This is a genomic window from Streptomyces desertarenae (genome assembly GCF_042681365.1).
GTDB classification, from domain to species: Bacteria; Actinomycetota; Actinomycetes; order Streptomycetales; family Streptomycetaceae; genus Streptomyces; species Streptomyces desertarenae.
In genome coordinates, this window is sequence record NZ_JBHUFU010000024.1 from 36,346 (window position 1) to 60,258 (window position 23,913).

At 73.8% G+C, this 23,913-nt stretch carries 24 protein-coding genes and 1 pseudogene; 3 read left to right on the forward strand and 22 right to left on the reverse strand.

Features of this window, described 5'->3' with window-relative positions; all coding sequences use genetic code 11:
• Positions 1–92: 92 nt before the first annotated feature.
• The 9 genes from ACFSJS_RS25965 to ACFSJS_RS26005 all read right to left on the reverse strand — a co-directional run bounded on the left by ACFSJS_RS25965 (position 93) and on the right by ACFSJS_RS26005 (position 10,425).
• Positions 93–2,519 carry an FtsX-like permease family protein gene (locus ACFSJS_RS25965; RefSeq protein ID WP_380904585.1) on the reverse strand — a complete coding sequence of 809 codons (2,427 nt, stop codon included), beginning with the start codon at positions 2,517–2,519 and terminating at the stop codon, positions 93–95.
• Positions 2,516–3,202: an ABC transporter ATP-binding protein gene (locus ACFSJS_RS25970; protein ID WP_380904587.1), complete on the reverse strand. Its 687-nt coding sequence runs from the start codon at positions 3,200–3,202 to the stop codon at positions 2,516–2,518. The genes ACFSJS_RS25965 and ACFSJS_RS25970 overlap by 4 nt, the downstream gene beginning before the upstream one ends.
• A complete protein-coding gene (locus tag ACFSJS_RS25975) occupies positions 3,199–3,723 on the reverse strand; it encodes a PadR family transcriptional regulator (protein ID WP_380904589.1) in 525 nt (174 codons plus the stop codon). Before ACFSJS_RS25975 ends, ACFSJS_RS25970 begins: the two co-directional genes overlap by 4 nt.
• 151 nt (positions 3,724–3,874) lie before the next feature.
• On the reverse strand, positions 3,875–4,174 hold the full coding sequence (locus ACFSJS_RS25980; RefSeq protein WP_380904591.1) for a type II toxin-antitoxin system antitoxin: 300 nt from the start codon (positions 4,172–4,174) through the stop codon (positions 3,875–3,877).
• Positions 4,171–5,115 carry an SPFH domain-containing protein gene (locus ACFSJS_RS25985; protein WP_380904593.1) on the reverse strand — a complete coding sequence of 315 codons (945 nt, stop codon included), beginning with the start codon at positions 5,113–5,115 and terminating at the stop codon, positions 4,171–4,173. Before ACFSJS_RS25985 ends, ACFSJS_RS25980 begins: the two co-directional genes overlap by 4 nt.
• Before the next feature lie 169 nt (positions 5,116–5,284).
• Complete coding sequence (locus tag ACFSJS_RS25990) at positions 5,285–6,676, reverse strand: AI-2E family transporter (RefSeq protein WP_380904595.1); 1,392 nt, start codon at positions 6,674–6,676, stop codon at positions 5,285–5,287.
• Positions 6,677–6,865: 189 nt separating this feature from the next.
• Positions 6,866–7,558 carry an aggregation-promoting factor C-terminal-like domain-containing protein gene (locus ACFSJS_RS25995; protein WP_380904597.1) on the reverse strand — a complete coding sequence of 231 codons (693 nt, stop codon included), beginning with the start codon at positions 7,556–7,558 and terminating at the stop codon, positions 6,866–6,868.
• A gap of 385 nt (positions 7,559–7,943) precedes the next feature.
• Positions 7,944–9,278 (reverse strand): PhoH family protein, encoded by a 1,335-nt coding sequence (locus ACFSJS_RS26000; RefSeq protein WP_380904599.1) that lies wholly within the window; start codon positions 9,276–9,278, stop codon positions 7,944–7,946.
• 349 nt (positions 9,279–9,627) lie between these two features.
• Positions 9,628–10,425: an isoprenyl transferase gene (locus ACFSJS_RS26005; protein WP_380904601.1), complete on the reverse strand. Its 798-nt coding sequence runs from the start codon at positions 10,423–10,425 to the stop codon at positions 9,628–9,630.
• Between the two features lie 307 nt (positions 10,426–10,732).
• Between ACFSJS_RS26005 and mgrA the strand changes: the two genes are divergently transcribed.
• Positions 10,733–11,779, forward strand: a complete 1,047-nt coding sequence (gene mgrA, locus ACFSJS_RS26010; RefSeq protein WP_380904603.1) for an L-glyceraldehyde 3-phosphate reductase — start codon at positions 10,733–10,735, stop codon at positions 11,777–11,779.
• 143 nt (positions 11,780–11,922) lie between these two features.
• Here mgrA and ACFSJS_RS26015 read toward each other — a convergent pair whose 3' ends face one another.
• Positions 11,923–12,753 (reverse strand): prepilin peptidase, encoded by an 831-nt coding sequence (locus ACFSJS_RS26015; RefSeq protein ID WP_380904605.1) that lies wholly within the window; start codon positions 12,751–12,753, stop codon positions 11,923–11,925.
• Positions 12,754–12,923: 170 nt separating this feature from the next.
• Between ACFSJS_RS26015 and ACFSJS_RS26020 the strand changes: the two genes are divergently transcribed.
• Positions 12,924–13,277: a DUF192 domain-containing protein gene (locus ACFSJS_RS26020; protein ID WP_380904607.1), complete on the forward strand. Its 354-nt coding sequence runs from the start codon at positions 12,924–12,926 to the stop codon at positions 13,275–13,277.
• A 20-nt stretch (positions 13,278–13,297) separates the two neighbouring features.
• Here ACFSJS_RS26020 and ACFSJS_RS26025 read toward each other — a convergent pair whose 3' ends face one another.
• The 12 genes from ACFSJS_RS26025 to ACFSJS_RS26080 all read right to left on the reverse strand — a co-directional run bounded on the left by ACFSJS_RS26025 (position 13,298) and on the right by ACFSJS_RS26080 (position 23,344).
• A complete protein-coding gene (locus ACFSJS_RS26025) occupies positions 13,298–13,942 on the reverse strand; it encodes an OmpA family protein (RefSeq protein WP_380904608.1) in 645 nt (214 codons plus the stop codon).
• Between the two features lie 13 nt (positions 13,943–13,955).
• A complete protein-coding gene (locus ACFSJS_RS26030; RefSeq protein ID WP_380904610.1) occupies positions 13,956–14,552 on the reverse strand; it encodes a hypothetical protein in 597 nt (198 codons plus the stop codon).
• A 29-nt stretch (positions 14,553–14,581) separates the two neighbouring features.
• Positions 14,582–15,253, reverse strand: coding sequence for a pilus assembly protein TadG-related protein (locus tag ACFSJS_RS26035; protein ID WP_380904612.1), 672 nt, complete (start codon positions 15,251–15,253; stop codon positions 14,582–14,584).
• Entirely contained in the window at positions 15,250–15,483 is a 234-nt protein-coding gene (locus tag ACFSJS_RS26040; RefSeq protein ID WP_380904614.1) for a hypothetical protein, read from the reverse strand. Before ACFSJS_RS26040 ends, ACFSJS_RS26035 begins: the two co-directional genes overlap by 4 nt.
• 783 nt (positions 15,484–16,266) lie before the next feature.
• Positions 16,267–17,154: a DUF5936 domain-containing protein gene (locus ACFSJS_RS26045; RefSeq protein ID WP_380904616.1), complete on the reverse strand. Its 888-nt coding sequence runs from the start codon at positions 17,152–17,154 to the stop codon at positions 16,267–16,269.
• A gap of 30 nt (positions 17,155–17,184) precedes the next feature.
• Positions 17,185–18,123: a type II secretion system F family protein gene (locus tag ACFSJS_RS26050; protein WP_380904618.1), complete on the reverse strand. Its 939-nt coding sequence runs from the start codon at positions 18,121–18,123 to the stop codon at positions 17,185–17,187.
• 13 nt (positions 18,124–18,136) lie between these two features.
• Complete coding sequence (locus tag ACFSJS_RS26055) at positions 18,137–19,474, reverse strand: CpaF family protein (RefSeq protein ID WP_380904620.1); 1,338 nt, start codon at positions 19,472–19,474, stop codon at positions 18,137–18,139.
• 49 nt (positions 19,475–19,523) lie between these two features.
• Entirely contained in the window at positions 19,524–19,901 is a 378-nt protein-coding gene (locus ACFSJS_RS26060) for a TadE/TadG family type IV pilus assembly protein (protein WP_380904622.1), read from the reverse strand.
• On the reverse strand, positions 19,898–20,287 hold the full coding sequence (locus ACFSJS_RS26065) for a TadE/TadG family type IV pilus assembly protein (protein WP_380904624.1): 390 nt from the start codon (positions 20,285–20,287) through the stop codon (positions 19,898–19,900). The genes ACFSJS_RS26060 and ACFSJS_RS26065 overlap by 4 nt, the downstream gene beginning before the upstream one ends.
• Before the next feature lie 53 nt (positions 20,288–20,340).
• Positions 20,341–21,585, reverse strand: coding sequence for a CpaE/TadZ family protein (locus tag ACFSJS_RS26070; RefSeq protein ID WP_380904626.1), 1,245 nt, complete (start codon positions 21,583–21,585; stop codon positions 20,341–20,343).
• A gap of 7 nt (positions 21,586–21,592) precedes the next feature.
• Positions 21,593–22,291, reverse strand: coding sequence for a Flp pilus assembly protein CpaB (gene cpaB, locus ACFSJS_RS26075; protein ID WP_380904628.1), 699 nt, complete (start codon positions 22,289–22,291; stop codon positions 21,593–21,595).
• A gap of 126 nt (positions 22,292–22,417) precedes the next feature.
• Positions 22,418–23,344 (reverse strand): hypothetical protein, encoded by a 927-nt coding sequence (locus ACFSJS_RS26080; RefSeq protein ID WP_380904630.1) that lies wholly within the window; start codon positions 23,342–23,344, stop codon positions 22,418–22,420.
• Positions 23,345–23,731: 387 nt separating this feature from the next.
• Here ACFSJS_RS26080 and ACFSJS_RS26085 point away from each other — a divergent pair.
• Positions 23,732–23,913, forward strand: a pseudogene (locus ACFSJS_RS26085) (chitinase); the annotation flags it as partial.

The following is a 23,913-nucleotide window of genomic DNA, read 5'->3' on the forward strand; positions in this document are numbered from 1 at the left end:
GCCCCGGGCGCGCACGGCGCCGCCCGTACGGCCCCCGGCTCGGGGCGTACGGGCGGCGTGCGGCGGTTCCCGCCCGGTGCCGGCGCGGGCGGTCACTCCGTGCGCAGGCCGTCCGGGCGCATCATCCGCCACAGCGGCGGCAGGCTGAGGAGGGTCACCAGGGCGATCACGGCCGCGCCGGTGCCCGTCGTGGCGGCCAGTCCCGTCCAGTCGACCGAGAACGGCTCGGAGGTCATCGCCAGCAGGACCGCGCCCAGGCCGACCCCGCCGGCCGCCGCCAGCATCAGTCCCAGCACCACGGGCACCGCCGTCTGCCACAGCACCGACCAGGCCAGGGTCGAGCGGCGGGTGCCGAAGGCGACCAGCACCGACAGCAGCCTCCTGCGCTCGCGCAGCTGCTCCAGGGTGGAGACGACCATGCTGGCCCCGATCAGCAGCAGCACTCCGGCGGCGCCCGCGTACAGGGCGCGCTGGATGAGCACGAACTCCCGGGCGCGGTTGTCGCCCTGCAGCTCCAGCACGCTGACGCCGGGGGAACCGGCCTGCGCGGCGTTGCGGACGTACTCCCGGGCGTCGGGCACCGAGAAGTCGATGCGCACCATCACCTCGACGCGCGCGTCCGTCAGGCGGGAGACGTCGAGCGCCGCGGGGGTGGCCAGGATGCCGTCGACCACCATCCCCGTGGGGCTGGTCCTGCCCTCGACCTCGCGGGCGCCGGCGGGGACCGTCCACGGGTCGGGCTCGCCCCTCTGCACGGGCTCGTCACTCCCCCGCACGTACACCGGGGTGTTCAGGTCCAGCCGCGCGCCCGGACGGGCCCCGGTCTCCCCCTCCTCGTACGAGGAGGGCACCACGAAGGTGTCCCCGTCCTCGCAGTCGCCGACCCGTGCCAGCTCGGCCAGGGTGGCGCAGTCGGCCACGGTGAGGGACGTGTAGCTGTCGTCCTCCGCCCCCTTGCCGTACTCCGGGACGTAGGTGCTCGTCACGCCCAGCACCCCGCGCGCCCCCCGGGACCCGCCGACCCGCCGGGTCAGTTCGCGGGCCCCCTCGCCGTCGCCGGCGTCGGCCGAGACCACCATCTGGGCGCGGGAGGGATCCTGGCCGGTGTCCAGGGTGTAGGACTCGCCGGCCGAGGCGAAGAGCATCTGGACGCCGATGGCCCCGGCGACGGCGATGGTGATGCCGCCGACCGCCCGGGCCGCCGACCCGCTGTCGAGCTGGAGGCGGCGGACGGCGAGCTGGAGGGGGAGCGGTCCGCCCCGCAGCCCTCCGACGGTCCGCTCGATCAGCCAGGGCAGCACGACGGTGGTGCCGATCAGCAGGAGCACGAGCCCCGTGGCGATCCGGTAGGCCTCGATCGAGGTCTGGCCGCTGTCGATCCCGCCGAAGGCCGGGACCAGCAGCAGCAGCCCGACGGCCGGCACCAGCAGCCGCCACCACAGCCGGCGCGGGCGGCCCCCGGAGCCGCGCACCACGCCCAGCGGCTCGATGGCGACCCCGCGCAGCGCGAACAGGGTGACGACCACGGCGGAGGCGGGCACGGCCAGGACGATCAACCCGGCCAGCAGGGCGCTGGGCCGTACGTCGGACGGGAAGACGCTGAGGTCGAAGAGCGTGACCTCGCCGATCAGCTCACGGGCCGGGAAGAACAGCGCGGCGCCCACGACCAGTCCGAGCAGGGCGCCGACGAGGGACTCCCCGGCGGCGATGCGCCGCACCATGCGGCTGTCGGCCCCCACCAGCCGCAGGGCGGCGAGCCGGCGGTCGCGGCGTTCGCCGCCGAGGCGCACCGCGGTGGCGACGAACACCCCGACCGGGAGCAGCAGCACCACGCAGGTGACGACCACCAGCAGCAACAGCACCGCGTCCAGGGGCTCCGGCTCCCCGGCCCCCTTGAAGCCGTCGATGCGGTAGGAGAAGCCGTCGTCCTCCGACATCCGGTCGGAGCCCGCCAGGAAGGTGAGTTCGTCCGGACCGAGCAGCCCCTCGTCCCCGATGGTGCCGACGATCCGCTGGGACAGCCGCTCCCTGAGGAGCTCCCCCTCGGAGGAGGCGAGCAGTTCCTTCAGGGCCGGGGAGACGAGCATCTCGCCGGGGCCGGGCGCCTTCTCCACGCCCGGGGGCAGCGGCGGGCGGTCGCCGTCGGGCCGGAGGTACCGGCCGCGGATGTCCTCGTCGCGGAACTCGGTGTCGGAGTGCCCGTACAGGGCGGTGCGGTCGGAGGGCTCGACCGGCTGGGAGAAGCCGAGGTTCTCCCGGGCGTCGGCGCGGACGTCGCGGGCGGCGATCATGGTGGGCACGGAGGCGGCGATCATCAGCACGGCCACACCGAGGCCGACGCCGATCGCGGTGAGCACGGTGCGGGTCCAGCCCTCGCGTCCGCCGGAGAGCGCGAAGCGGGCGCCCATGGCCAGGTCGGCCGCCCAGCGGGCCGCTCCCGTGGGGCCGGTGGAGGCGGGCGGCGCGGGGGGCCCGGTGGCCGGGGCGGGTGTCCTCGCCCTGGAGTCGAGTGCGCTCATACCGCGCCCGCCAGGTCCCGCACCCGGCCGTCGCGGACGACGATTTCACGGTCGGAGTAGGCCGCGACGCGGGCCTCGTGGGTGACCAGCACCACGGCGGCGCGGGTGTCCCGGGCGGCGTCGGTGAGCAGCTGCATCACCCGCTCGCCGTTGAGGGAGTCCAGCGCGCCGGTGGGCTCGTCGGCGAAGACCACCCGGGGGCCGGCGACCAGGGCGCGGGCGACCGCGACGCGCTGGCCCTGGCCGCCCGACACCTGGCCGGGGCGGTGGTGGCGCACGTCGTCGACCTCCAGCCGCTCCAGCCAGCCGGCGGCCTGCCGCTCGGCCTCCTTCCGCCCCACGCCGGTCAGGCGCAGGGGGAGGGCGACGTTCTCCGCGCAGGTCAGTTCGGGGACGAGCTGGCCGAACTGGAAGATGAAGCCGAACTCCGAGCGCCGCAGGGCGCTGCGCTCGGCGTCGGACATGGCCGACAGCTCGCGGCCGCGGTAGCGGACGGTGCCGGAGTCGGGGCGGACGATGCCGGCCAGGCAGTGCAGCAGGGTGGACTTGCCGGAGCCGGAGGGGCCCATCACGGCGACGACCTCGCCGGGGTGGACGGAGAAGTCCGCGCCGTCCAGGGCGGGGGTGGGGCCGTAGGACTTGCGCAGGTCCCTGGCACCGAGCAGTGGTTCGGCGGCGGTCATCGGCGTACCTCCCGGGCGAGTTGGTCCAGACGCGCGGCCGTCAGCTCCAGCCAGCGCAGGTCGGCTTCGAGGTGGAAGAGGGCGTGGTCGCAGATGAGCTGGTCCGCGAGGTCGCCGCTCCTCTTGCGCTGGGTCAGCTCCCGCATCAGCCGCAGGTGCTCGGTGCGCTGGATATCCAGCAGTTCGGCGGCGTCGCGGCCGGTCAGCAGCGCCAGGACGACCTTGGTGTAGAGGGTGGACTGCAGGTACGGCTCGGGCCTCTCGGGGCGGCCGAGCCAGTCGGCGACGTCGGTGACCCCGGCGTCGGTGATCGCGTAGCGCTTGCGTTCGGGGCCTTCACCGGGTTCGACGCCCTCGACCTCCACCAGGCCGTTCTTCAGGAGCCTGGACATGGTCGAGTAGACCTGCCCGTAGTGCAGGGGGCGGTCGTGGCCGAAGCGCTCATCGAAGGCGCGCTTGAGGTCGTATCCGTGACGGGGTCCGGTCTCCAGGAGCCCGAGCAGGGTGTGGCCGATGGACATGCCGAGGACTGTACACCATGCGTATACACGTGATGTATACGCAGTGCGGATACCGGTGTTCTCGCAGCTCGACGCGGTTTTCCCCGCTGCGGCGGGAAAGGGCGGGGGCGCCGGAGAGGGTCGTACCGCCCCTCTCCGGCGCCCCCGCCCCTCACTCCCGCGGGCCGCCCGGCGGGTCCTCCCGCGAGCGCGGCGGGCGGCCCCGGCGCGGGAGGGGGCGCGCGTCGCGCGGCATGCGTCCGGCCTCGGTCAGGGCCCTGCGCAGCAGGTAGTCGATCTGGGCGTTGGTGCTGCGCAGTTCGTCGGCCGCCCACCCGGCGAGCGCGTCGTGGACCGCCGGGTCCAGGCGCAGCAGCACCTGCTTGCGCTCGCGCCGGCGCGGCCGCTCCGCCCCCGGCTCCGCGCCCGCGCCCTCGGGGGGCCGTCCTCCGCGCTCCGCCCCGCCGGTCACTGGTAGAGCGACCCCGCGTTGAGGACCGGCTGGGGCGACCGGTCACCGCAGAGCACCACCAGCAGGTTGCTGACCATGGCGGCCTTGCGCTCCTCGTCCAGCTCGACGAAGTCCTGCGCGGCGATCCGGGCCACGGCGTCCTCGACCATCCCGCAGGCGCCGTCCACGATCGTCCGGCGCGCCGCGACCACCGCGCCCGCCTGCTGCCGCTGGAGCATCGCGGCGGCGATCTCGGGGGCGTACGCCAGGTGTGTGAAGCGCGACTCGATGATCCGCACGCCCGCCGCCCGCACCCGCGCGGTCAGCTCGACGGCGAGCTTCTCGGTGATCTCCTCGGCGTTGCCGCGCAGCGACAGGCCGCCCTCGTCGTGGGCGTCGTAGGGGTACTCGATGGCGATGTGCCGCACCGCGGCCTCGGTCTGCGTGGAGACGAACTCCAGGAAGTCGTCCACCTCGAAGGTGGCCTGGGCGGTGTCCTCGACCTGCCAGACGACGACCGCGGCCAGCTCGACCGGGTTGCCGTAGGCGTCGTTGACCTTGAGCACGGCCGTCTCGTGGTTGCGGACCCGGGTGGAGATCTTCTTCCGGGTCGTCAGGGGGTTGACCCAGCGCAGGCCGTCCTCGCGCACCGTCCCGGTGTAGCGGCCGAAGAGCTGGACGACCCGGGCCTCGCCCGGCGCCACCATGTTGAGCCCGGCCATCGCGAAGACCGAGCCGATGACCAGGAGCACCCCGACCACCACCAGAGCGGCCCCCGCGGCGCCCGATTCGCCGGAGAGGAGTCCGGCTCCGCCGACGGCGCTCGCGCCGCCGGCCAGCAGGCCGATCAGCCCCAGCAGCAGGGCGAGCACGCCGGAGACGGAGTAGGCGGGCTTCTCCGTGACGTGCGGCACGGGCATCTCGGGGAGGTCCCGGGCGGTGGGTGCGGTGTCGGCGGGCATGTCGGTTCCCCGTCTTTCTCGTTGACTCTCTAGCAAAGTGATATCACTTTAACCCGGAGGGCCCCGCCGCGTAAGCCCCTCGGCGGGGAGACCGGCAGACGACCGGGGCCCCGCCGTGCGGCGGGGCCCCGGAGGGATTCGGTGCGGGGGCGGCGGAGCGCCGGGCGGCCTACCGGTCCGGGGCCTCCGGCCCGTCGCCCGACACCCCGTTGCCCGACTTTCCGTTGCCCTGCTTGCCGTTGCCCGGCGCCGGCCGCTCCGCTCCGGCCGCCGCCTGCCCCGCCGTCACCTGTCCGGACGGTGCCGGCGCGGCGCCCGTGGCGCCGTGGGGCCCGCCCCCGCCGTGCAGCGCCCTCTCCCGCGCGTACGCCTTCAGATAGCAGACGACGGTGTTGAGCACCGCCACCACCGGCACCGCCGTCACCGCGCCGGGGATGCCCGCCAGGAGGCTGCCGCCGGTCACCGCCAGCACCACGCCCAGCGGGTGCACCTGCACCAGCCGGCCGAGGATGAACGGCTGGAGCACATGGCCCTCCAACTGCTGCACGGCCAGGACGACCGCCAGGACGAGCAGCGCGGAGACCACGCCGTTGGCCACGAAGGCGACGATGACCGCCAGCGTCCCGGAGGCGAAGGCGCCGACGATCGGGATGAAGGAGAACAGGAAGATGAACACGGCCAGCGGCACGGCCATCGGCACGTCCAGGAAGTAGATGCCGATGCCGATGAAGAAGGCGTCGATGAACGCCACGATGACCGTGCCGCGCACATAGCCGGTGAGCGTCGTCCACGCCCGCGGCCCCGCGCCCGCGATCGCGTCGCGCGCCGCCGCGGGCACGAAGTTCAGCGACCAGTTCCACACCCGCCGGCCGTCGTAGAGCAGGAAGATCGTCACGAAGAGGGCCAGCACCGCGCCGGAGAGGAACTCCATCACCACCGTCACGCCCTGCAGGCCCGCGCTGGTGATCTCCTGGCTGTTGCTGCCGAGCCAGTCGTTCAGGCTGTCGGCGATGTTGTTGATCTGCTCTTCGGTGACGTGGAAGGGGCTGTTGAGGAGCCAGGTCTTCAGCTCCTCGATGCCGTCCTGGACCTGCTTGGTGAGGTCGTCGAGGTTCTCCATCACCTGCCAGACCACGAACCAGCCCACCAGGCCCAGCATCGCCACGCCGGCGACGAACGTGATCGTGGTGGCCGGGCCGCGCGCTATCCCCAGCCGCCTCAGCCGGGCGACCGTCGGCTGGAGCAGCGCGGTGAGCAGCAGGCCGACGGTGAAGGCCAGGACCAGCAGGCTGACCGCGCTGATCACCTCGATGAGGACGTAGATGACCCCGGCCAGGACCAGCAGGCGCCACCCCACCTCGGCGGCCACGCGCACCCCCCACGGCACCACGGCGGCGGGCGGGGGCGGGCCGGGGCTCCCGGCGAGCGGGGCGGGGGGCGGCGGGGGCGGCAGGGGCGGCCCGAGGCCGTCGGTGGTGTCCTCCGCCGCACGCGCCCGCCGCTCGGTCAGCCGGGCGGTTGCGCGCGACACGCTGTCCTTCAGGTCCCGAAGTCTCGACATGCCGCTTCCTTCGCCCCCCTGTGTCCTGTACCGGCCGCTCCGTCGCGGCTCGGCCCGATCCGCCCGGCACGTGTCACCGCGCCGGGCACCCCATCAGAGGACGACGGTACCGGGATAAAGGTTTGCTCCCCGTGCGGCACGCCAAACCCCCCGCCCGTGGGGCGGGGGGTCGCCGGAATCGGCGGCGGCTCAGTACCAGTGGTTGGCCTGCCAGAACTGCCAGGCACCGCAGGGGCTGCCGTACCTGTCGTTCATGTAGTTCAGGCCCCACTTGATCTGGGTGGCGGGATTGGTCCGCCAGTCGGCCCCGGCCGAGGCCATCTTCGAGCCGGGCAGGGCCTGGACGAGGCCGTACGCGCCCGAGGAGGGGTTCTGCGCCCGGTAGTTCCAGCCGCTCTCGCGCTCGACGATGCTGGAGAAGCACTGGAACTGGCCGGCGCCCACGATCTGCTGGGCCATCGCCTTGACCTCGGCGATGGTGTAGGAGCTCTGCACCGCGAAGTCGGTGCGCTCCGCGGAACGGCTGGCGGCCTGCTGCCGGGCCTTCTCGCGCTTCTCCGCCTCTTCGGCGGCCTTCTTCTCGGCCGCCTCCCTCTTGGCCTTGGCGTCCGCGGCGGCCTGCTTGCGGGCGGCCTCCTCGGCGGCCTTCCTCGCCGCGGCGTCCGCGGCGGCGGCGGCGTTGTCCGCCTGCTGTGTGAGGGAAGCGGTCTGGGCCTGCTGACCTGCGGGGATCTCCGCCAGAAGTGTCGCGTCGGCGGCAGTGACCTCGACCGGCTCGGCCGTGCCCTGCTCACTGCCCGACGCCACACCGACGACGGCGCCCACGGTGGTGACCGCGGTGGCGGACGCCACCGCGAACCCCCGGACCGAAATCCGAGTCACACGGTTTCCTTCCACAATGCCCGTTTAGGTGACCTCACGGGCGCAATCGTGCCCCTGACACGGGCCTCCCCTCGTGGTGGTCACGGGAGGCACTGGCCCGGCCGGTCCCCCATCCGGGGGCCCGCGTGGTTCTTCGGGCGGCATACGGCGCGCTGCTGTTGACTTGTGGGGGCCGCACCGGGTGGTGCGGTCGATGCCTGGATGCCGTATGCGGGGCCTGACAGAACCCACACCCTGCCGGAACCGGTTCGGCCGATGCAATTCCGTGACACGTGGGATACCTCACACCGCGTTTGCGGTTTCGGCCGGAAGGAAAAGGGCGCGCGAACGGCCCCGCACGGCTAGGCTGCTGGGCTTCGCCGGGCGGGGCCGTCCGTCAACCGGTTTAAATCCGGCCCTCCTCCAGCATTTCGGTCACCAGCGCCGCGATCGGCGACCGCTCCGAGCGGGTGAGGGTGATGTGCGCGAACAGCGGATGCCCCTTCAGCCTCTCCACCACCGCGGCCACCCCGTCGTACCGGCCCACCCTCAGGTTGTCGCGCTGGGCGACGTCGTGGGTGAGGACGACCCGGGAGTCCTGGCCGATCCGGGAGAGCACCGTCAGCAGGACGTTCCGCTCCAGGGACTGGGCCTCGTCGACGATCACGAAGGCGTCGTGCAGGGAGCGGCCGCGGATGTGGGTGAGCGGCAGCACCTCCAGCATGCCCCGGGCCACGACCTCCTCGACCACCTCACGCGTCGTCACCGCCGAGAGGGTGTCGAAGACCGCCTGCGCCCAGGGGTTCATCTTCTCGTCGGCGGTGCCGGGCAGGTACCCCAGGTCCTGGCCGCCGACCGCGTACAGCGGCCGGAACACCATCACCTTGCGGTGCTGTCTTCTCTCCAGCACCGCCTCCAGGCCCGCGCACAGCGCCAGGGCCGACTTGCCGGTGCCGGCCCGGCCGCCCAGGGAGACGATGCCGACCTCCGGGTCCAGCAGCAGGTCCAGCGCCACGCGCTGCTCGGCGCTGCGCCCGTGGATGCCGAACGCCTCGCGGTCCCCCCGCACGAGCCTGATCCGCCCCTCGGCCGTCACCCGGCCCAGCGCGCTGCCGCGCTCCGAGTGGATCACCAGTCCGGTGTGCACCGGCAGTTCGGCGGCCTCGGGCACGTACGCGCTCTCGGCGGCGAACAGTTCGTCCACCTCCTCGCCGGCCAGGGTCAGCTCGGTCATCCCCGTCCAGCCGGACTCGGTGACCGCCAGCTCGGCCCGGTACTCCTCGGCCAGCAGCCCGACCGACGAGGCCTTGATGCGCAGCGGCAGGTCCTTGGAGACGACCGTGACGTCGTACCCCTCCGCCTGGAGGTTCCGGGCCACCGCCAGGATGCGCGAGTCGTTGTCGACCGGCCTGCCGTGGTCGCCGCGCATGGTGGAGGGGAGGACGGCCGGGTCGGAGTGGTTGAGCTCGACCCTGAGCGTGCCGCCCAGCTCGCCGATCGGGATCGGTGCGTCCAGCCGCCCGTGCAGTACGCGGTACTCGTCCAGTCGCCGCAGAGCCTGACGGGCGAAGTAGCCCAGCTCCGGATGGTGGCGCTTGGCCTCCAGCTCCGTGACCACGACCACCGGGAGCACGACCTCGTGCTCGTCGAAGCGGGTCAGGGCCGCCGGGTCGGCGAGCAGGACGCTGGTGTCGATGACGTAGGTGCGCCGGTCGTCACGGCGCTTAGTGCTGGTCACCACGGATGGACGTACCCCCTCGGAAGAGTTCGGGGTGCGACGGCGTCGCGGGGATGAGGCCGGGCTCCGGCCCCCTGCACGGGGCCGGGCACCGGCCCTCCGCGTCCTCCGTGCGGGCCGCACGGTCGTCCGTGGTGTGCAAAGGGCCTCCCGGGGCCGCCTCCCTGTCCCGGGAGCCGGCCTGGAGGGGGTATTCCCTGTCCGCGCCGCCACCATGCAACGGCATATGCCGACAGTGCGGCGAACGGCTGGTGACCGGTGCGGAAAGGGGACGCGGACCTGCCGGGACGGCGCCCCGGGACACTCGGGCGCCCGGGGCCCGGGGGCGGTCCCGGACCCCGGCGCCGGGGCGTCAGGTGCCGTAGCGGCGGTGGCGGGCCGCGTAGTCCCGCAGCGCGCGCAGGAAGTCCACCTTCCGGAAGGCGGGCCAGAAGACCTCGCAGAAGTAGTACTCGGAGTGGGCGCTCTGCCAGAGCATGAAGCCGGACAGCCGCTGCTCCCCGCTGGTGCGGATCACCAGGTCCGGGTCGGGCTGCCCCCGGGTGTACAGGTGTTCGGCGATGTCCTCGACCTCGAGTTCCTCCGCCAGCCGCTCCAGCGTCATGCCCCGTGCCGCCCGGTCGGCCAGCAGGGAGCGCACCGCGTCCACGATCTCCTGCCGGCCGCCGTAGCCGACGGCGACGTTGACGAGTATCCCCGTGTTGCCCCGGGTGGTCTCCTCGGCCTCCTTCAGCACCCGCTGGGTGTGGTCCGGCAGCAGGTCCGGGGTGCCCACGTGGTGCACACGCCAGCGCCCGTCCGCGGCCAGGTCCCGCACGGCGTCCTCGATGATGCCCAGCAGCGGCCTGAGCTCCTCGGGGGGCCGGCTGAGGTTGTCGGTGGAGAGCAGCCACAGGGTGACGACCTCGACGTCCGTCTCGGCGCACCAGCCCAGCAGCTCGCGGATCTTCTCCGCCCCGGCCTGGTGGCCCTGCTCGGTGGTGCCGCCGGAGGCCCGTGCCCAGCGGCGGTTGCCGTCGAGGATGACGCCGATGTGCTTGGGCACCTGGTCGTGGTCGAGGCGGCCCTCCACCCGGTGGGCGTAGAGCCTGTAGACCAGCCGGCGCAGCCACCGGGGATACCGGGTCCGTCCCCGGGAAGATTGCAGCATCGGTTTGTCAGCCCTCCATGCCGGCCCGAACGCCAGTTCTGTCCGGTCGGTCCCCGGCCGCTCCTCCTCCCGGCTCCCGGGAACGGCTCGGCAGCCCGCCGACGGGGCGGGACGACGCGTCGCTGTGGGAGGCCCGGTTCCCTTCCGGGCGCCGGATCCCGGAACAGGTCCGGGCTCGGGGCAGGGGAGGCCGCGGCCGGCGGGGACCCGGCCGGACAGGCCATAGGCACCTTACTGCGCATCCGCACGGACGCACGAACCGGGAACGTCACAGAACGGCGATAAAGAACGGTGGTAGGCAGGGCCCATGAACGACGCTTCCCCGCGCCTCCCCGGCGGATCCCGCCACGACGACGCCATGCCCTACCGCCGCACCGGCCGCAGCGGGCTGCGGCTCCCGGCGATCTCGCTGGGCCTGTGGCACAACTTCGGCGACGACCGCACGCCTCGGACCCGGCGGGCGATCCTGCGCCGCGCCTTCGACCTGGGCATCACCCACTTCGACCTGGCCAACAACTACGGCCCGCCGCCCGGGGCCGCCGAGGAGTACTTCGGCCGGATCCTCGCGACCGACTTCCGCGGCCACCGCGACGAGCTGGTCCTGTCCACCAAGGCGGGCTACCTGATGCACCCCGGGCCGTACGGCGAGTGGGGCTCGCGCAAGTACCTGCTCTCCTCGCTGGACGCCTCGCTGAGGCGGATGGGCCTGGAGTACGTCGACGTCTTCTACTCGCACCGCTTCGACCCGGGCACCCCGCTGGAGGAGACCATGGGCGCCCTGGCGTCCGCCGTCCACCAGGGCAAGGCCCTGTACGCGGGCGTCTCCTCCTACAGCGCGCGCCGCACCCGCGAGGCGGCGCGGATCCTGCGCGGCATGGGGGTGCGGCCGCTGATCCACCAGCCGTCCTACTCGATGATCAACCGCTGGATCGAGGACGACGGCCTGCTGGACGCGCTGGAGGAGGAGGGCATGGGCTGCATCGCCTTCGCCCCGCTGGCGCAGGGCCTGCTCACCGGCAAGTACCTGGACGGCGTCCCGGAGGGCTCCCGCGCCGCCCGGGGCTCCTCCCTGGACCCGGGCCTGCTGACGGACGAGGTGGTGGGCCGGCTGCGCGGTCTGTCCGCCATCGCCGAGCGCCGCGGCCAGACCCTGGCGCAGCTCGCGCTGAACTGGGTGCTGCGGGACCCGCGGATGACGTCGGCGCTGATCGGCGCGAGCAGCGTGGCACAGCTGGAGTCCAACGTGGCGGCGCTGCGGGCCCCGGAGCTGACGGCCGGGGAGCTGGCGGAGATCGACACCCACGCGGTCACGGCGCCCGGCGCCAACCTGTGGGCCCTCAGCAGCGAGAGCTGAGGCACCGCCCCGGCCCGCTCTCCGCCGCGGGGCGGGGCGGAACGTGAAGCGGGCCGGTCCGTGGGGGGGATACGGACCGGCCCGAGGGGGGGACCTCCACCATAGCCCCCCGGGGCGGCCCGGGGGCGCAGCAGCGGGCCGGTTCACACGGTCAGCCCTCCCAGCAGCAGCCCCACCAGGGCCCCCGCCGCCATGAACGGCCCGAACGGCAGGGCGTCCTTCCGGCCCGCCCTCCCCGCCGCGACCAGCGACATCCCGTACACCGCGCCCAGCGCGAAGCCCGCGAAGGCACCGGTCAGGAGCGCGCCCCAGCCGTACCACCCAAGGGCTACACCCAGCGGAACCGCCAGCTTGACGTCGCCCAGGCCCAGACCGCGCGGATTGGCCAGGAACAGCAGGCAGTAGAGCCCGCCCAGCGCCGGCCCGCCCAGCAGGGCCCGGGTCCAGCTGCCGGCCGCGCCGGGCAGCAGCGCGGCGATCCCGAGCAGCGCGGCGCCCGCCGCGGCCAGGGGCAGCGTCACGGCGTCCGGCAACCGGTGGACGGCGCGGTCCACGACGGCCAGCAGCACCGCGAACGGCGCCAGCAGCAGCCACACGGCCAGTTCCGGCCGGGCCCCGGCGGCCGCGGCGAGCAGCGCGCACGCCAGGGCCGTGGCCACGGCCGGTGCCGCGGCGCCGGGCCCGTACGCACCACCCCGTCCCCCGCTCCCCCCGCGCTCCGCGCCGGGGGCGCCCCGGGCCTCCCGCCGGTCCTGCGCGGCCCGCCCGTCCGGGGCGTCCCGCGCCGCGCACTCCGCGCACCGGGCGAGCCCCACCCACCCCGGCAGGGGGTGTCCGCCCGGGCACTGGGCACGCCACGGCTCCCCGTACGGCACGGCGAGCCGGTAGGCGGCACGGGGCACCAGCAGTCCCACGGCGGCGCCGTAGGCGGCTGCGGGAACGGCCAGGAGCAGGGAGAGCGAGGTGGGGCGCACGCCGTGAGCGTACGGGCGCCGGACGCGCGGGGCCCAGGCCCCCGGCCCGCCTGTGGAAAACCGCCCCCGGCCCGGGAGGAGGACGCCGTACGGGCGGTCGGCCCCCCGGGCGGCCTCCGGCCGTACGGGGGCGTCTGCTAGAACGGCCCCCGGGGAGCGGAAGGAGCGCCATGGTCCGGTGGCGGGACGGCAGAGGGACCCTGAGCGTCGTGGACGGCGCGTCCGGCGTCCCGCTGGAGATCGCCGCGTCCCCCCGCTCCCGGATGCGGGGCCTGCTGGGACGCGACGGCGTCGACGGGGCCCTGCTGCTGACCCCGGCGAGCAGCGTGCACACCTTCCGGATGCGCTTCGCCGTCGACGTCGCCTACCTGGACCGCAGTCTGCGCGTGCTGGCCGTGCGGACGATGCCGCCCGGCCGTCTGGGCGCCCCCCGGCCGCGCGCCCGCCACGTCCTGGAGGCGGAGGCGGGGGCCATGGCCCGCTGGGGGCTGCGGCCGGGGGCGCGGCTCACGGTCGGGGTCTGAGGGCCGGGCCCGCCCCCCGGTCACCCGCCGCGCGGGAAGGAGACCTCGACGCGGCGGTTCTTCCTGCGTCCCTCCTCCGTGGAGTTGTCGGCGATCGGGTAGTCCTCGCTGTAGCCGCGGATGTTGAAGGTGACGTCGGCGGAGAGCTCCTCCAGCAGCTGCCGGTGGACGGCTTCGGCGCGCTGTTTGGAGAGCTTGGTGCCGTGCTCGTAGGAACCGAGGTTGTCGGTGAAGCCGAAGACGTTGACCTCCGCGGCGCCCTGCTTGTCGATCTCCGCGGCGATGTCCTCGATGCGCGCGTACGCCTCGCCGTTCAGCCGGGCGCTGTCCTTGCCGAAGAGCACCTCGGCCTGGAGCGTGAACTTGGTCTGGCTGTTGGAGTCCTCGCGCCTCTCGGCACCGCCCTGCTCCTCGACGATGGAGCGGATGTCGAGGACCTTGGGCTCCTTGAGGGTCGCCCCGTCCCTCATCATCAGGCCGGGCGCGTTCTGGTCCACCTCCACCGGCGGGGGCGGGGAGGGGACGAAGTCCGAGGGTGCGCTGGGGCCGGGCTCGGCGTGCGCGGTCCCCGCCCCCGTCGCCGTCAGGACCGAGACGGCCAGCAGGGCGCCGGCGCCCAGGGCCACGGTGCGGCGTGCGGCGGGGGTACGCGGTCGGTCGGTCATCGCTGCGCGCCCCTCACTTGTCGGTGATCCGGATGGTCGCGCTGCTCATGGTGGGAACCTGGAGGTCGACCTCGGTGGTGTCCGCGGGGGGCGCGGGGAACTGGGCGAAGAAGTCCGCGGTCTCACCGGCGCCCAGCCCGCCGGGGAACATGGTGCACAGGCAGTTGTTGTCGGTGTCGCGGAGGATGTAGTAGCGCTTCTTCCCCTTCTTGTCGACGAGCGTCATGCCGGCGACCGAGGCGCCCTTCCCCGTGAAGTCCAGGTCGCCTGCGGCCCAGTTGCGGAACACGTAGGTCTTGTCACCCGTGTTCTCGACCTTTCCCTTGACCGTGACGAATCCCGCCTGGTCCCGCACGGCCGAGTTCACGACGACGTTCACGCCGTCGGCACCGTTGATCGTCGCCAGAACCTCGTTCTCCTCGCCGCCGCCCTCGGAGTTGTTCCCGCCGCTCCTCTCTCCACCACCATCACCGGTCGACTGGGAGGAGGACGCGGCCTCCGGCTCCTTCTCGTCTCCCCCGCCGCACGCAGTCAGGGTGAAGGCCAGCGCCGCCGCCGTCGCCACGGCGACGGTGCCCCGCAACAGCTTCCCGATCTCGCGTGTGCCCATGAATCGCGCTTCCTCTGCTCGTCGTTCGCTCACCGGTCCGTCAGATGGACGGAGAACAGGTCTTCCGGATCGGGAAGGATGTCCGCGAGGCGGTCGGGGTCGATTTCGATGGGCTCGTCGATCCCCTCGCAGACCAGCTCGTGCCCCTTCTCGTCCTCCTTCTCCTCGTCGCCCTCCCTGCCCTCTTCCTCGCCTTCACCGCTTCCGGGCTCCTCGGTCTCCCCCTCGGTCTCCCTGATGCCGCACAGGGGCTCGATGACGGCCGTGGCGGCGGCCGTGGCGTGGCGGTTCTCCGTGCCGGGGATCAACGACTCGCCCACCGGCTTGGTGTTCCTGACCTCGACCCTGAAACCCGCCGGAGAGTACACCCGACGGCACTGGTCCCCCGTCAGCTCGGCGCCGTTCTTCCGCGCGAACTCCGCGGCCTCGCCGCAGGGCCCTCCCGCGCCACCCGGCAGGTTCCCGTCGAGCAGGTCCTCCCAGGCGTCCGGGTCGAAGAGCTCCAGCAGGTCGTCCCGCAGCCCGTCCCTGGCGTCCTGGGCCGCGGCCAGCGCGGCCGCGTCCGCCGCGCCCTGGGCGTCGTTGCGGCTCGCCGAGGCCATTCCCACCGCGAAGAAGGCGAACGCGAGGAAGAGCAGGCCCGCCACTGCCGCCACGTAGACGGGAAAGGCCTGCCCGGCGTCACGGTCCGCGCCTGTCACCGGGAGGTGATCTGCTCGATCTGTTCGGTGATCTCTCCCGAGATCGTGTCTCCGAAATTGGTGTTGAGCAGGACGATGATGATCGCCACGACCACCACGATGATGCCCATGTACTCGACCGCGGACTGGCCCTCGTCCCCGCGGCGCCGTACGGCCTCCATCGTGGTGTTCCGCCAGCCGAGCAGGCGGTTTCGGGTGGTGACGGCAGCCTTCAGCAGTTTGTCGCTCACGGTGTTCCCCTCCGGGTCCGGCCGGCCCTCCACCGGCCGACACGTACGATTCTGTGCCTCTGATGCCTTCCCCGTCACCGGTCTTCGTAGATCCGGTCACATCCGCGGCACGAGAAACGTACGCGGGGCCTCCCGGCCCGTTCCGAGGGCGCGTGGCCCGATACCGTTGCAGGCGCCGTCTTCCGCCCGTGGCCCGCGCGTTCACCGCCGGGTCACCCCCCGCCGCACCGTGCCCGGCCGGGCCGCGGCGGACCCGTCGCCACCCGTGGGGCGCACTCCGGCGGGGAACCGGCCGACGCGGCCCTTTGCCGTCTTCTCGCCGATGAGGCACAGGACCGCAGGACGGCGGCCGGCCGCGCCGGAGGCGTTCGCTCCCGTCACCCGCACCTCCCTGCCGCTCGGCCCGAACCGCTGCACCCGGGACACCCCGGACCCCTACCGACTGTGCCACAAGAAGTTGCGGTTGCGAAGGTATGTGCGCGTGGCATGGCACATTCAAGACCGCCCGCGGCTTCCGTGCCCACGCGGCAGTTGGGCCGTGATGGGCGGATTCCTCCTGTCCGCCCTGTGCGGATGCGCTCGTTTCCGGCAGGTCCTCCGGAAGGCCCGGTGCATCCGCATCCGGACGGCCGGGAAGCGTGTCGGCGGCCGTCCGGGGCCGGTGGGATCCGCCGTCCCGGCGCCGCGTGCGGCCGCGGCCGGTTGGCCGGAACCGGACTCCCGCGGCCGGCCGGAGCGGCACCGCGCCCCGCCCAGCCGCGCCACCCCGAAAACGACCCCGCTCTACTCCCCGGCGAAGGACCCGAAGTCGGTCCCGGAGCCGAGCAGCAGGCCGGCGCCCATCAGGATGATCGTGGCGGGCACCATGAAGGTGGTGACGACCATGGTGGCCTTGGGGATCGCCCTGGCGGCCCGGCGCCGCGCGTTCTGGGCGTCGGCGCGCCGCATGTCGTTCGCGATGGAGATCAGGGTCTCCACGATCGGCGCGCCCAGCTCCTCGCCCTGCTGGAGGGTGGTGACGAACATCGCCACCTGCTCGGAGTCGTTGCGCCTGCGCAGCTCGTCGAAGGCCTGCCGGCGGCTGACGCCCATGTCCATCTGGCGCAGGGTGATGCGCAGCTCGTCGGCCCAGGGGCCCTCGTACCGCTCGGCCACCCGCTCCAGGGCCTGGCGGAAGCCGAGTCCGGCGCTGACGACGACCGCGAGGACGTCCAGGAAGTCCGGGAGGGTGCGTTCGATGTCCTCCTTGCGCTGGCGGACGGCGACCCACAGGCCCACCTCCGCCCAGAAGAGCCCGAAAACGACCAGCAGCACGGCGACCACCGGCCGTCCGTCGGCCAGCATCACCAGCGCGCCGAAGAACCCCAGGAGGCCGTAGACGGCGCGGCGGGCGGCGTACCGGTCGATGGTCAGGCCGCCGGGGTTGCCGGCCATGCTGATCCGGCGGCGCTTGCGGTCCACCCGCTCCGGGCCCATCAGCCGCAGTACGACCGGGGCCCAGCGCATGCCGAGCCGGTCCACGGCCGAGCCGACGGCGCCGGTGCGGGTGGAACCGACCTCCAGGGCGACGGCCAGGTCGCCGGGGAGCCTGGTCTCGCTGCGGTACATGCGGGCGCCGGCGAAGATCCCGTACACGCTGAGCCCGAGGACGAGTGCGAGCAGCAGTCCCATGTCCTGTCCCCTCCTGTCTCCCCGGCCGTCTCAGACGTCGATCCGGGAGATGCGCCGGATGGCGACGAACCCCAGCACGTACAGCGCCACCGAGACGACCACCGCGACCTGGCCGGCGAAGCTGCCGGTGACCCGGTCCAGGGCGCCGGGTTCGATGGTGTCGATCAGCAGCATGGCGCCCAGCCCGATGGCCGGGACGGTGTAGGCGGTGACGTTCACTTGGGAGAGCTGGGTGCGCACCTCGCGCCGGGTCTCCTTGCGCTCCTCCAGGGTGCGGGTGAGGTTCTGCAGGGAGCTGACGACCGCGCCGCCCGCCCGGTTGGAGAGCACCAGGGTGGTGACCAGGACGACCAGTTCGCGCGAGGGCAGCCGTTCGGCGAGCTCGTTCAGGGCGTCGTCGATGGAGTGGCCGACGGCGAGCTGGGCGGCGACCCTGCCGATCTCGTCGCCGGCGGGGGCCTCCATCTCCTCGGCCGCCATGCTCAGCGCGGTGCGCAGGGCGAGCCCGGCGCGGGTGGCGTTGGCCAGCACCCGGGAGAGCTCCGGGAGCTGGGCGATGAACGCCTCGATGCGCCTGTTGCGCTGCCAGGTGAGGAAGGCGTTGGCGCTCCAGATCCCGGCGAGTCCGGCGATCGGGCCGAAGAAGGGGGCCAGCACGGAGGAGGCCAGCAGCCACAGGCCGGCCACCGCCGCCGTCATGGAGACGAGGAACTCGCCCGGGGTCAGGTCGAGTCCGGTGGCGGCGAGCTTCAGCTCGATCCTGCGGCCCACCGCCGTCCTCCGCAGCCTCCGGTCGACGCCGGCGAACCGGCGCCTGCGCCCGGCCGGTCCGGGCTGCCCGCTGTGCGAGAGCCGGTCGACCAGCGCCCGGTGCTGCGCCCTTCCGGAGGCGTAGGCGTGGATGCCCGCGACGGCGAGCACCCCGGCGAGCAGGGTGGCGCCGATCGTCGGCAGCGCGAGATTGTCCATGTCGGGCGGCTTCCTAGGTGGCTGCTCGGGTGGTCAGTTGGCTGTCGTCCCGCGCGACGCCGAAGGCGGGCGGCACGGGCTCTCCCTTAAGGTGGAGGCGCTCGGCCGTGCGGCGCGGCAGGGGCAGGTGGCGGAAGGCGCCGCGCACGGCGCCGTCCGCTCCCGCGGGCAGGGCCTCGAAGCGGCAGACGGTCGCGATGCGGTACTCCTCGCGCCCCCGGGAGTCCAGGACGGCGATCTCGCTGACGCGGCGCGATCCGTCGGGGTAGCGGCCGAGTTGGACGATGACGTCCAGGGAGCTGTTGATCTGGTCCCGCAGCGCCTCGAAGGGGACCTTCACCTCGGCCATCGAGGCGAGGGTCTGCAGACGCATCAGGGCGTCCTCGGCGCTGTTGGCGTGGACGGTGGCGAGCGAGCCGTCGTGGCCGGTGGACATGGCTTGGAGCATGTCGAGGGTCTCGCCGCCGCGGACCTCGCCGACGATGATGCGGTCGGGGCGCATGCGCAGGGAGTTGCGCACCAGGTCGCGGATGGTGATCCGGCCCTTGCCCTCGACGTTGGCGGGGCGGCTCTCCAGGCTGATGACGTGGCTCTGCTGGAGCTGGAGTTCGGCGGCGTCCTCGATGGTGATGATGCGCTCGCCGTCGGGGATCAGCCCGGACAGGGCGTTGAGCAGGGTGGTCTTGCCGGAGCCGGTGGAGCCGGAGACGACGACGTTGAACCGGGCGCGGACGAGTCCCGCCAGCAGCAGGAGCATGTGCTCGTCCAGGGAGCCCAGGCCGATCATCTCGTGGAGGGTGTAGGCGCGGGGGAAGCGGCGGATGGTGAGCGTGGGCCCGGTCAGGGAGAGCGGCGGGATGATGACGTTGACGCGCTCGCCGGAGGGGAGGCGGGCGTCGACCATGGGGTTGGACTCGTCGACGCGGCGGTTGACGGTGGAGACGATCCGCTCGATGGTCTGCATCAGCTGCTCGGTGGAGGCGAAGCGCAGCGGGAGGCGCTCGACGCGCCCGGCCCGCTCGACGAAGACCTGGTCGGGGCCGTTGACCATGATCTCGGTGATGGAGGCGTCCTCCAGCAGCGGCTCCAGGATGCCCAGGCCCAGGGCCTCGTCCACGACGCGGCGGATGAGGAGGGAGCGCTCCTGGGTGGAGAGCACCGGGCCCTCGCGGCTGATGATGTGGCCGAGCACCCGCTCCAGGCGGGTGCGCCGCTCGGCCGCCGCGAGGGTCGACATCTCGGCGAGGTCGATCTCCTCCAGCAGTTTGGCGCGGTAGACCGCGACGAGGTGGCTCTCCTCCTGCTGTCCGCCGGCCGTCTCGGGTGCGGTGAGGCGCGCCCTCAGGCTCATGCCAACTCCTCTTGGTCCTGTCGGTTCACGGGTGGTGCGCGGGCGGTGCTCAGTCGCGGGGCATGGTGGACGCCCTCCTCACCGCTCCGAAGTCGATGCCGGGGACGACCGAGGGGATGTCCACGGTGACGGTGGCGGTCACCTCGTCGGAGGAGGCGCTGATCCCGACCCGGGGGTCGAGCCAGTCGCTGACGGCGGCGCGGGCCGCCTCCCCGCCGCCGACGTCCCCGTCCTCGATCGACTCGGCGCGGGCGGCGGCGCGGGCTCCGGTGCCGGCCTGCTGGGCGGCGTAGGCGACCAGGCCGAGCTGGACGGCGGCGAGCCCGACCAGCAGGAGCAGCGGGAGGAAGCCGACGAACTCCAGGGCGGCCTGGCCCCGGTCGGAGCCGGCCCGCCGGAACCGTCCGGTCCGCTGGTGGTGGTTCACCGCCGCCCCTCCCGCACCGCGCCCGCCTTCCCGGTGACCGTCATCGGGAGGTTCGCACCCCCGGGGAAGAGCACCGGCACCCGCAGGCGGACGGTGACCGTGGCCATCGCGCCTCCGGAGCCGCAGCCGGCGACGTCCGCCGAGCCCCGCCAGGCCCGCGGCAGGTCCTCCAGGGCCTCCCCCGCGCAGTCCCCGTCCACCGCGTCCGCGCGGGCGCCCCGGTCGGCGGCGTCGCCGGCGAGGGTGAAGGTGTAGCCGATCAGCACGAACTGCCACATCAGGGCCAGGACGACCAGGATCAGGGGCAGCACGCCGACGAACTCGACGATCGTCTGGCCGCTGTCCCGGCCGCGGCCCGGGCCGTCCGGTGTCCGTGTGGCGCGCATCGGTCCTCCCTCCCCGGACCGCCCCCGGCGGCCGGTCCACTGCGTTGCTGCCCTCAGGAGTGCCGCTCGACGCCTCCCCTGCGGCGGCGGCCCCGGCCCGTCCGGCCCGCCGTGTCCGCGCCGCCGGCCGCGCCGACCAGGCCCAGCTCCCCGGCCAGGGCCCACATCGCCTGGCGGACGGCGCCGCGGCTGTCCAGGTCCTGCATCCGGCCGGAGTCCACGGCGCCCTGGAGTTCCCTGAAGTTCGCCGGAACGGCGGTGCGCGCGATCCTGGTGCGGACGATCTGCGCGATGAGCTGCGGATGGATCTCGGCGCTGCGGGTGTGGCGGTTGACGACGGTCAGCGTCTCCTCCGCCTTGCGGATCTGGAGGCGGTCCCAGAGCCGGATCATGCGCTTGGCGGCGCGTACGGCGACCACGTCGGGGGTGGTGACCAGCACGGCCGTGTCCGCCGTCTCCACGGCGGCGGCGTTGGCGGCGTTCATCTGCGTGCCGCAGTCGATCACCACGACCTCGTAGCGGGAGCGCAGCGCGCCGACGATCTGCCGGACCGCCCGGTCGTCCACCTCCTCGCCGCGTTCGCCCTCGGCCGGGGCGAGCAGCAGCGCCACCCCGGTGGCGTGGGAGTAGACGGCGTCCTGGAGCACGCGCGGGGAGATGTCGCTGATGCCGGCGAGGTCGGCGATCGAGCGGCGGAACTGGACGTCGAGGTAGGAGCCCACGTCCCCGGCCTGGAGGTTCATGTCGACCAGGGCGGTGGCGCGGCCCGAGGCGCAGGCGGCGAGCGCCAGTTGGACGGCCAGCACCGTGGTGCCCACCCCGCCCTTGGCGCCGGTGACGGTGACGACGGTGCCGCCGGGGCCGGCGAGGGCGTCCGGGCCGGCTCCCAGGTGCCGCCGCACGCCCGCCGCCCACTGCGCGGCGGCCCCCACCCGCGCCGCCAGCTCGTCGTACGACAGGGGCAGTCCGACCACGCCGCGCGCGCCGGCGTCCATGGCGGCGGAGTACAGGCCGGGGGTGGTGTCCGAGGTGACCAGGACGACGCCGACGGCCGGGAAGCGCAGGGCGACCTCCCGGATGAGCTCCAGGGCGGGGGCCGGTCCGATGCGCTCGTGGACGAGGACGACCTCGGGCAGGTCGGCCACCGACTCGGCGGCCGTCGCGGCGAGGACGTCCAGCAGCGAGGTGGAGTCGCCGACGGGCGGCGCGGGTTCGGTGCCGGGGAGCTGCCCCAGCAGGGCCGTCACCGAGCGGGCGGCGTCCGCGTCGCCGACGGCCGGGAGGATGCGCGTGACCATCCGTGCCTCACTTGTCCCCGACGAGGGTGTAGGTGCGCTCTTCCTCGGGGATCTCGGTCCGGTCCCCGGGGGCCACCAGGGCCAGCCGGACGTTGACGGCGAAGGACTCGGCGAAGGCGACGCGCTGGGCGTCCACGGTGCTCAGCGCGAAGGTGATCGGCACCGCCTCGGAGTCGCGGTCGACGTCGTCCTCCCTGTCCCGGTGGATGGGGGTGAGTTCGCCGACGTCGATGACGCGGGCGTGGTCGACGATCACCTTGGAGACCTCGTTCTCGTTCTTGTCGCGGAAGGTGGCGTAGATGTTGACCCGGGAGCCGGGGTTGATCTTGCCCGCCACCCCGGTCTCCGCATCGATCATGATGGCGATCTCCTGCTCCCCCGGCTTCAGTTCGGGCCGGTCGGCCACCATGTCGGTCTGGAGGAGGGAGCCCTTCGTCAGGGGGCCGGCGGCGATCTTGCCCTTCAGGGCGTCGAGGTCGGTGACCGCGGTCCTCGGCAGCCAGCGCTCGGGCACGGAGACCTCCTCCACCGCCCCGTCCAGCCCCTGGTAGGCCGGCACGTTCCTCGCCAGCCGGTACGCGGTGACCTCCGGACCGACCTTCGACTCCACGTCGTCGATCACCGACAGCACCCCCGCGAAGGCGCCCAGGGCGCACAGGACGGACAGGAGCAGCAGGATGACGCCGCGGCGCTGGCGTGAGTTCATGGTGGCGGCTACCTCGTTTACCTCGTTCGGGGACGGCGGCGGTGGGCGGGGCGGGCGGCCCCGCGGGCGGGGTCCGGGTGCGGCCGCGCCGTGTTCCCGGCCCGGCCGGGACGGTGGCGGCGCACCTCAGCGCGTCCGGCCGGGGGCGGGATCCCCGCCTCCGGCGGGAAGGGCCCTGCGCGACGTTCCGCGGATCGCGCGGGTCCCGCCGGACGCCGCGGCTCGGCGGCCGTCCGGCGGCGCCACGGGCGCGGAGCAGAAGGCGCAGCGGTCGCCGATGAGTTCCAGGCCGCACCAGCGGCACTCCTCCCGCCGCACCGAGCTGACGAGCTGGTACAGGACGGAGACGTCCGGGATGGCCGCGGCGAACTCCACCAGCCGGCCCGTCCCCCACCAGCGGGAGGACTCGGCGGGCAGCGGCACCTCCTGGACGCCGTGCACGCGCCAGCCGGGGGCGAGGGTGCCGGTCACCCACTCGGGGGAGAGCTGGCCGGGGGCGAGGGTGAGGCGGGTGGCGAACTCCGGGCCGGCGAGCGCGTCCCCGCCGCCGACCTTCACCATCTGGGGCCGTGGGGCGGCGAGCACGGCGAACTGCGAGCCGGGCACCCAGGACCTGGCGTGCGCGGTGAGGCTGACGGGCACCCGGTCCAGGCGGGCGACGGAGTTCAGCAGCGCGCCCGCGTACACGTAGTGGGCCAGCAGCCGGACGGCGGCGCCCAGGACGCCGGGGCTGAAGTCGCAGACGGACAACTGCCGCAGCTGGAGCGCCAGTACGGCGGTGGCCAGCGGCGGGAGGTCGACCTCCAGCAGGGCGATGCGGTCGCTCTCCAGCACCGAGCGGACGGTGTGCAGCCTGCGGACGAAGGAGGCGGGCACGGAGGAGGGGTGGAGCACGACGGCGTAGCCGTGCTGTTCGAGCATCAGGTGCGTCTCGCGGAGCGCCGCGTCCAGCGGCTGCCGGTCGGGCGGCGTCAGCACGTGCGCCGTCGGCGTGTGCGCGTCGGGCGGGGGGAGCACCAGGTCGGCGCTGGTGACGGCTATCGCTGTGGGCACGTGGGGGTTCCCCTGTCCAAGAACTGTCCTGCGGTACTGCTCTGCCCTGTGGAGTCCTGTTCCGTTCTGCCGACTCAGCAGCCTATAGGCGCTTTGGGCGGCAGAGAACACTTACCGGAAGGCGGGGAGCACGGAGCGTGCCGCGGGGCGTCCGCCGGCGGCGCGCGGCGGGCGCGGACGCCCCCGCCGCGCGCGGCGCGGTCCCGTCGTCGGGGCGCGGAGTTCCCCGTGCCCCTTGACACCCTCATTGGTCTGAACCATCCTTCCGGCTCAGCACGGTGGCCGCCGTCTCCCATGCGCTCCCCACGCGCTCCCACCCCCCAACGCACGGAGGCAGTAGTGGAACCCACGAGGCGAGGAACCCGCAGACCCGGGAGGAGCGGCGCGGTGCCGGGCGCCCGGGGCGTCCGCGCCCGGATCGTCGCGGTGCTCGGTGCGGCCGCGGTCGCGGCCGGCTCGGTGGCCTTCGGCGGCCTGACCGGCAGCGCCGGTGCCGCGGAGGCGAATCTGGTGCGCAACGCCGGTTTCGAGTCGGGGCTGGGCGGGTGGACGTGCTCGGCGGGCAGCGG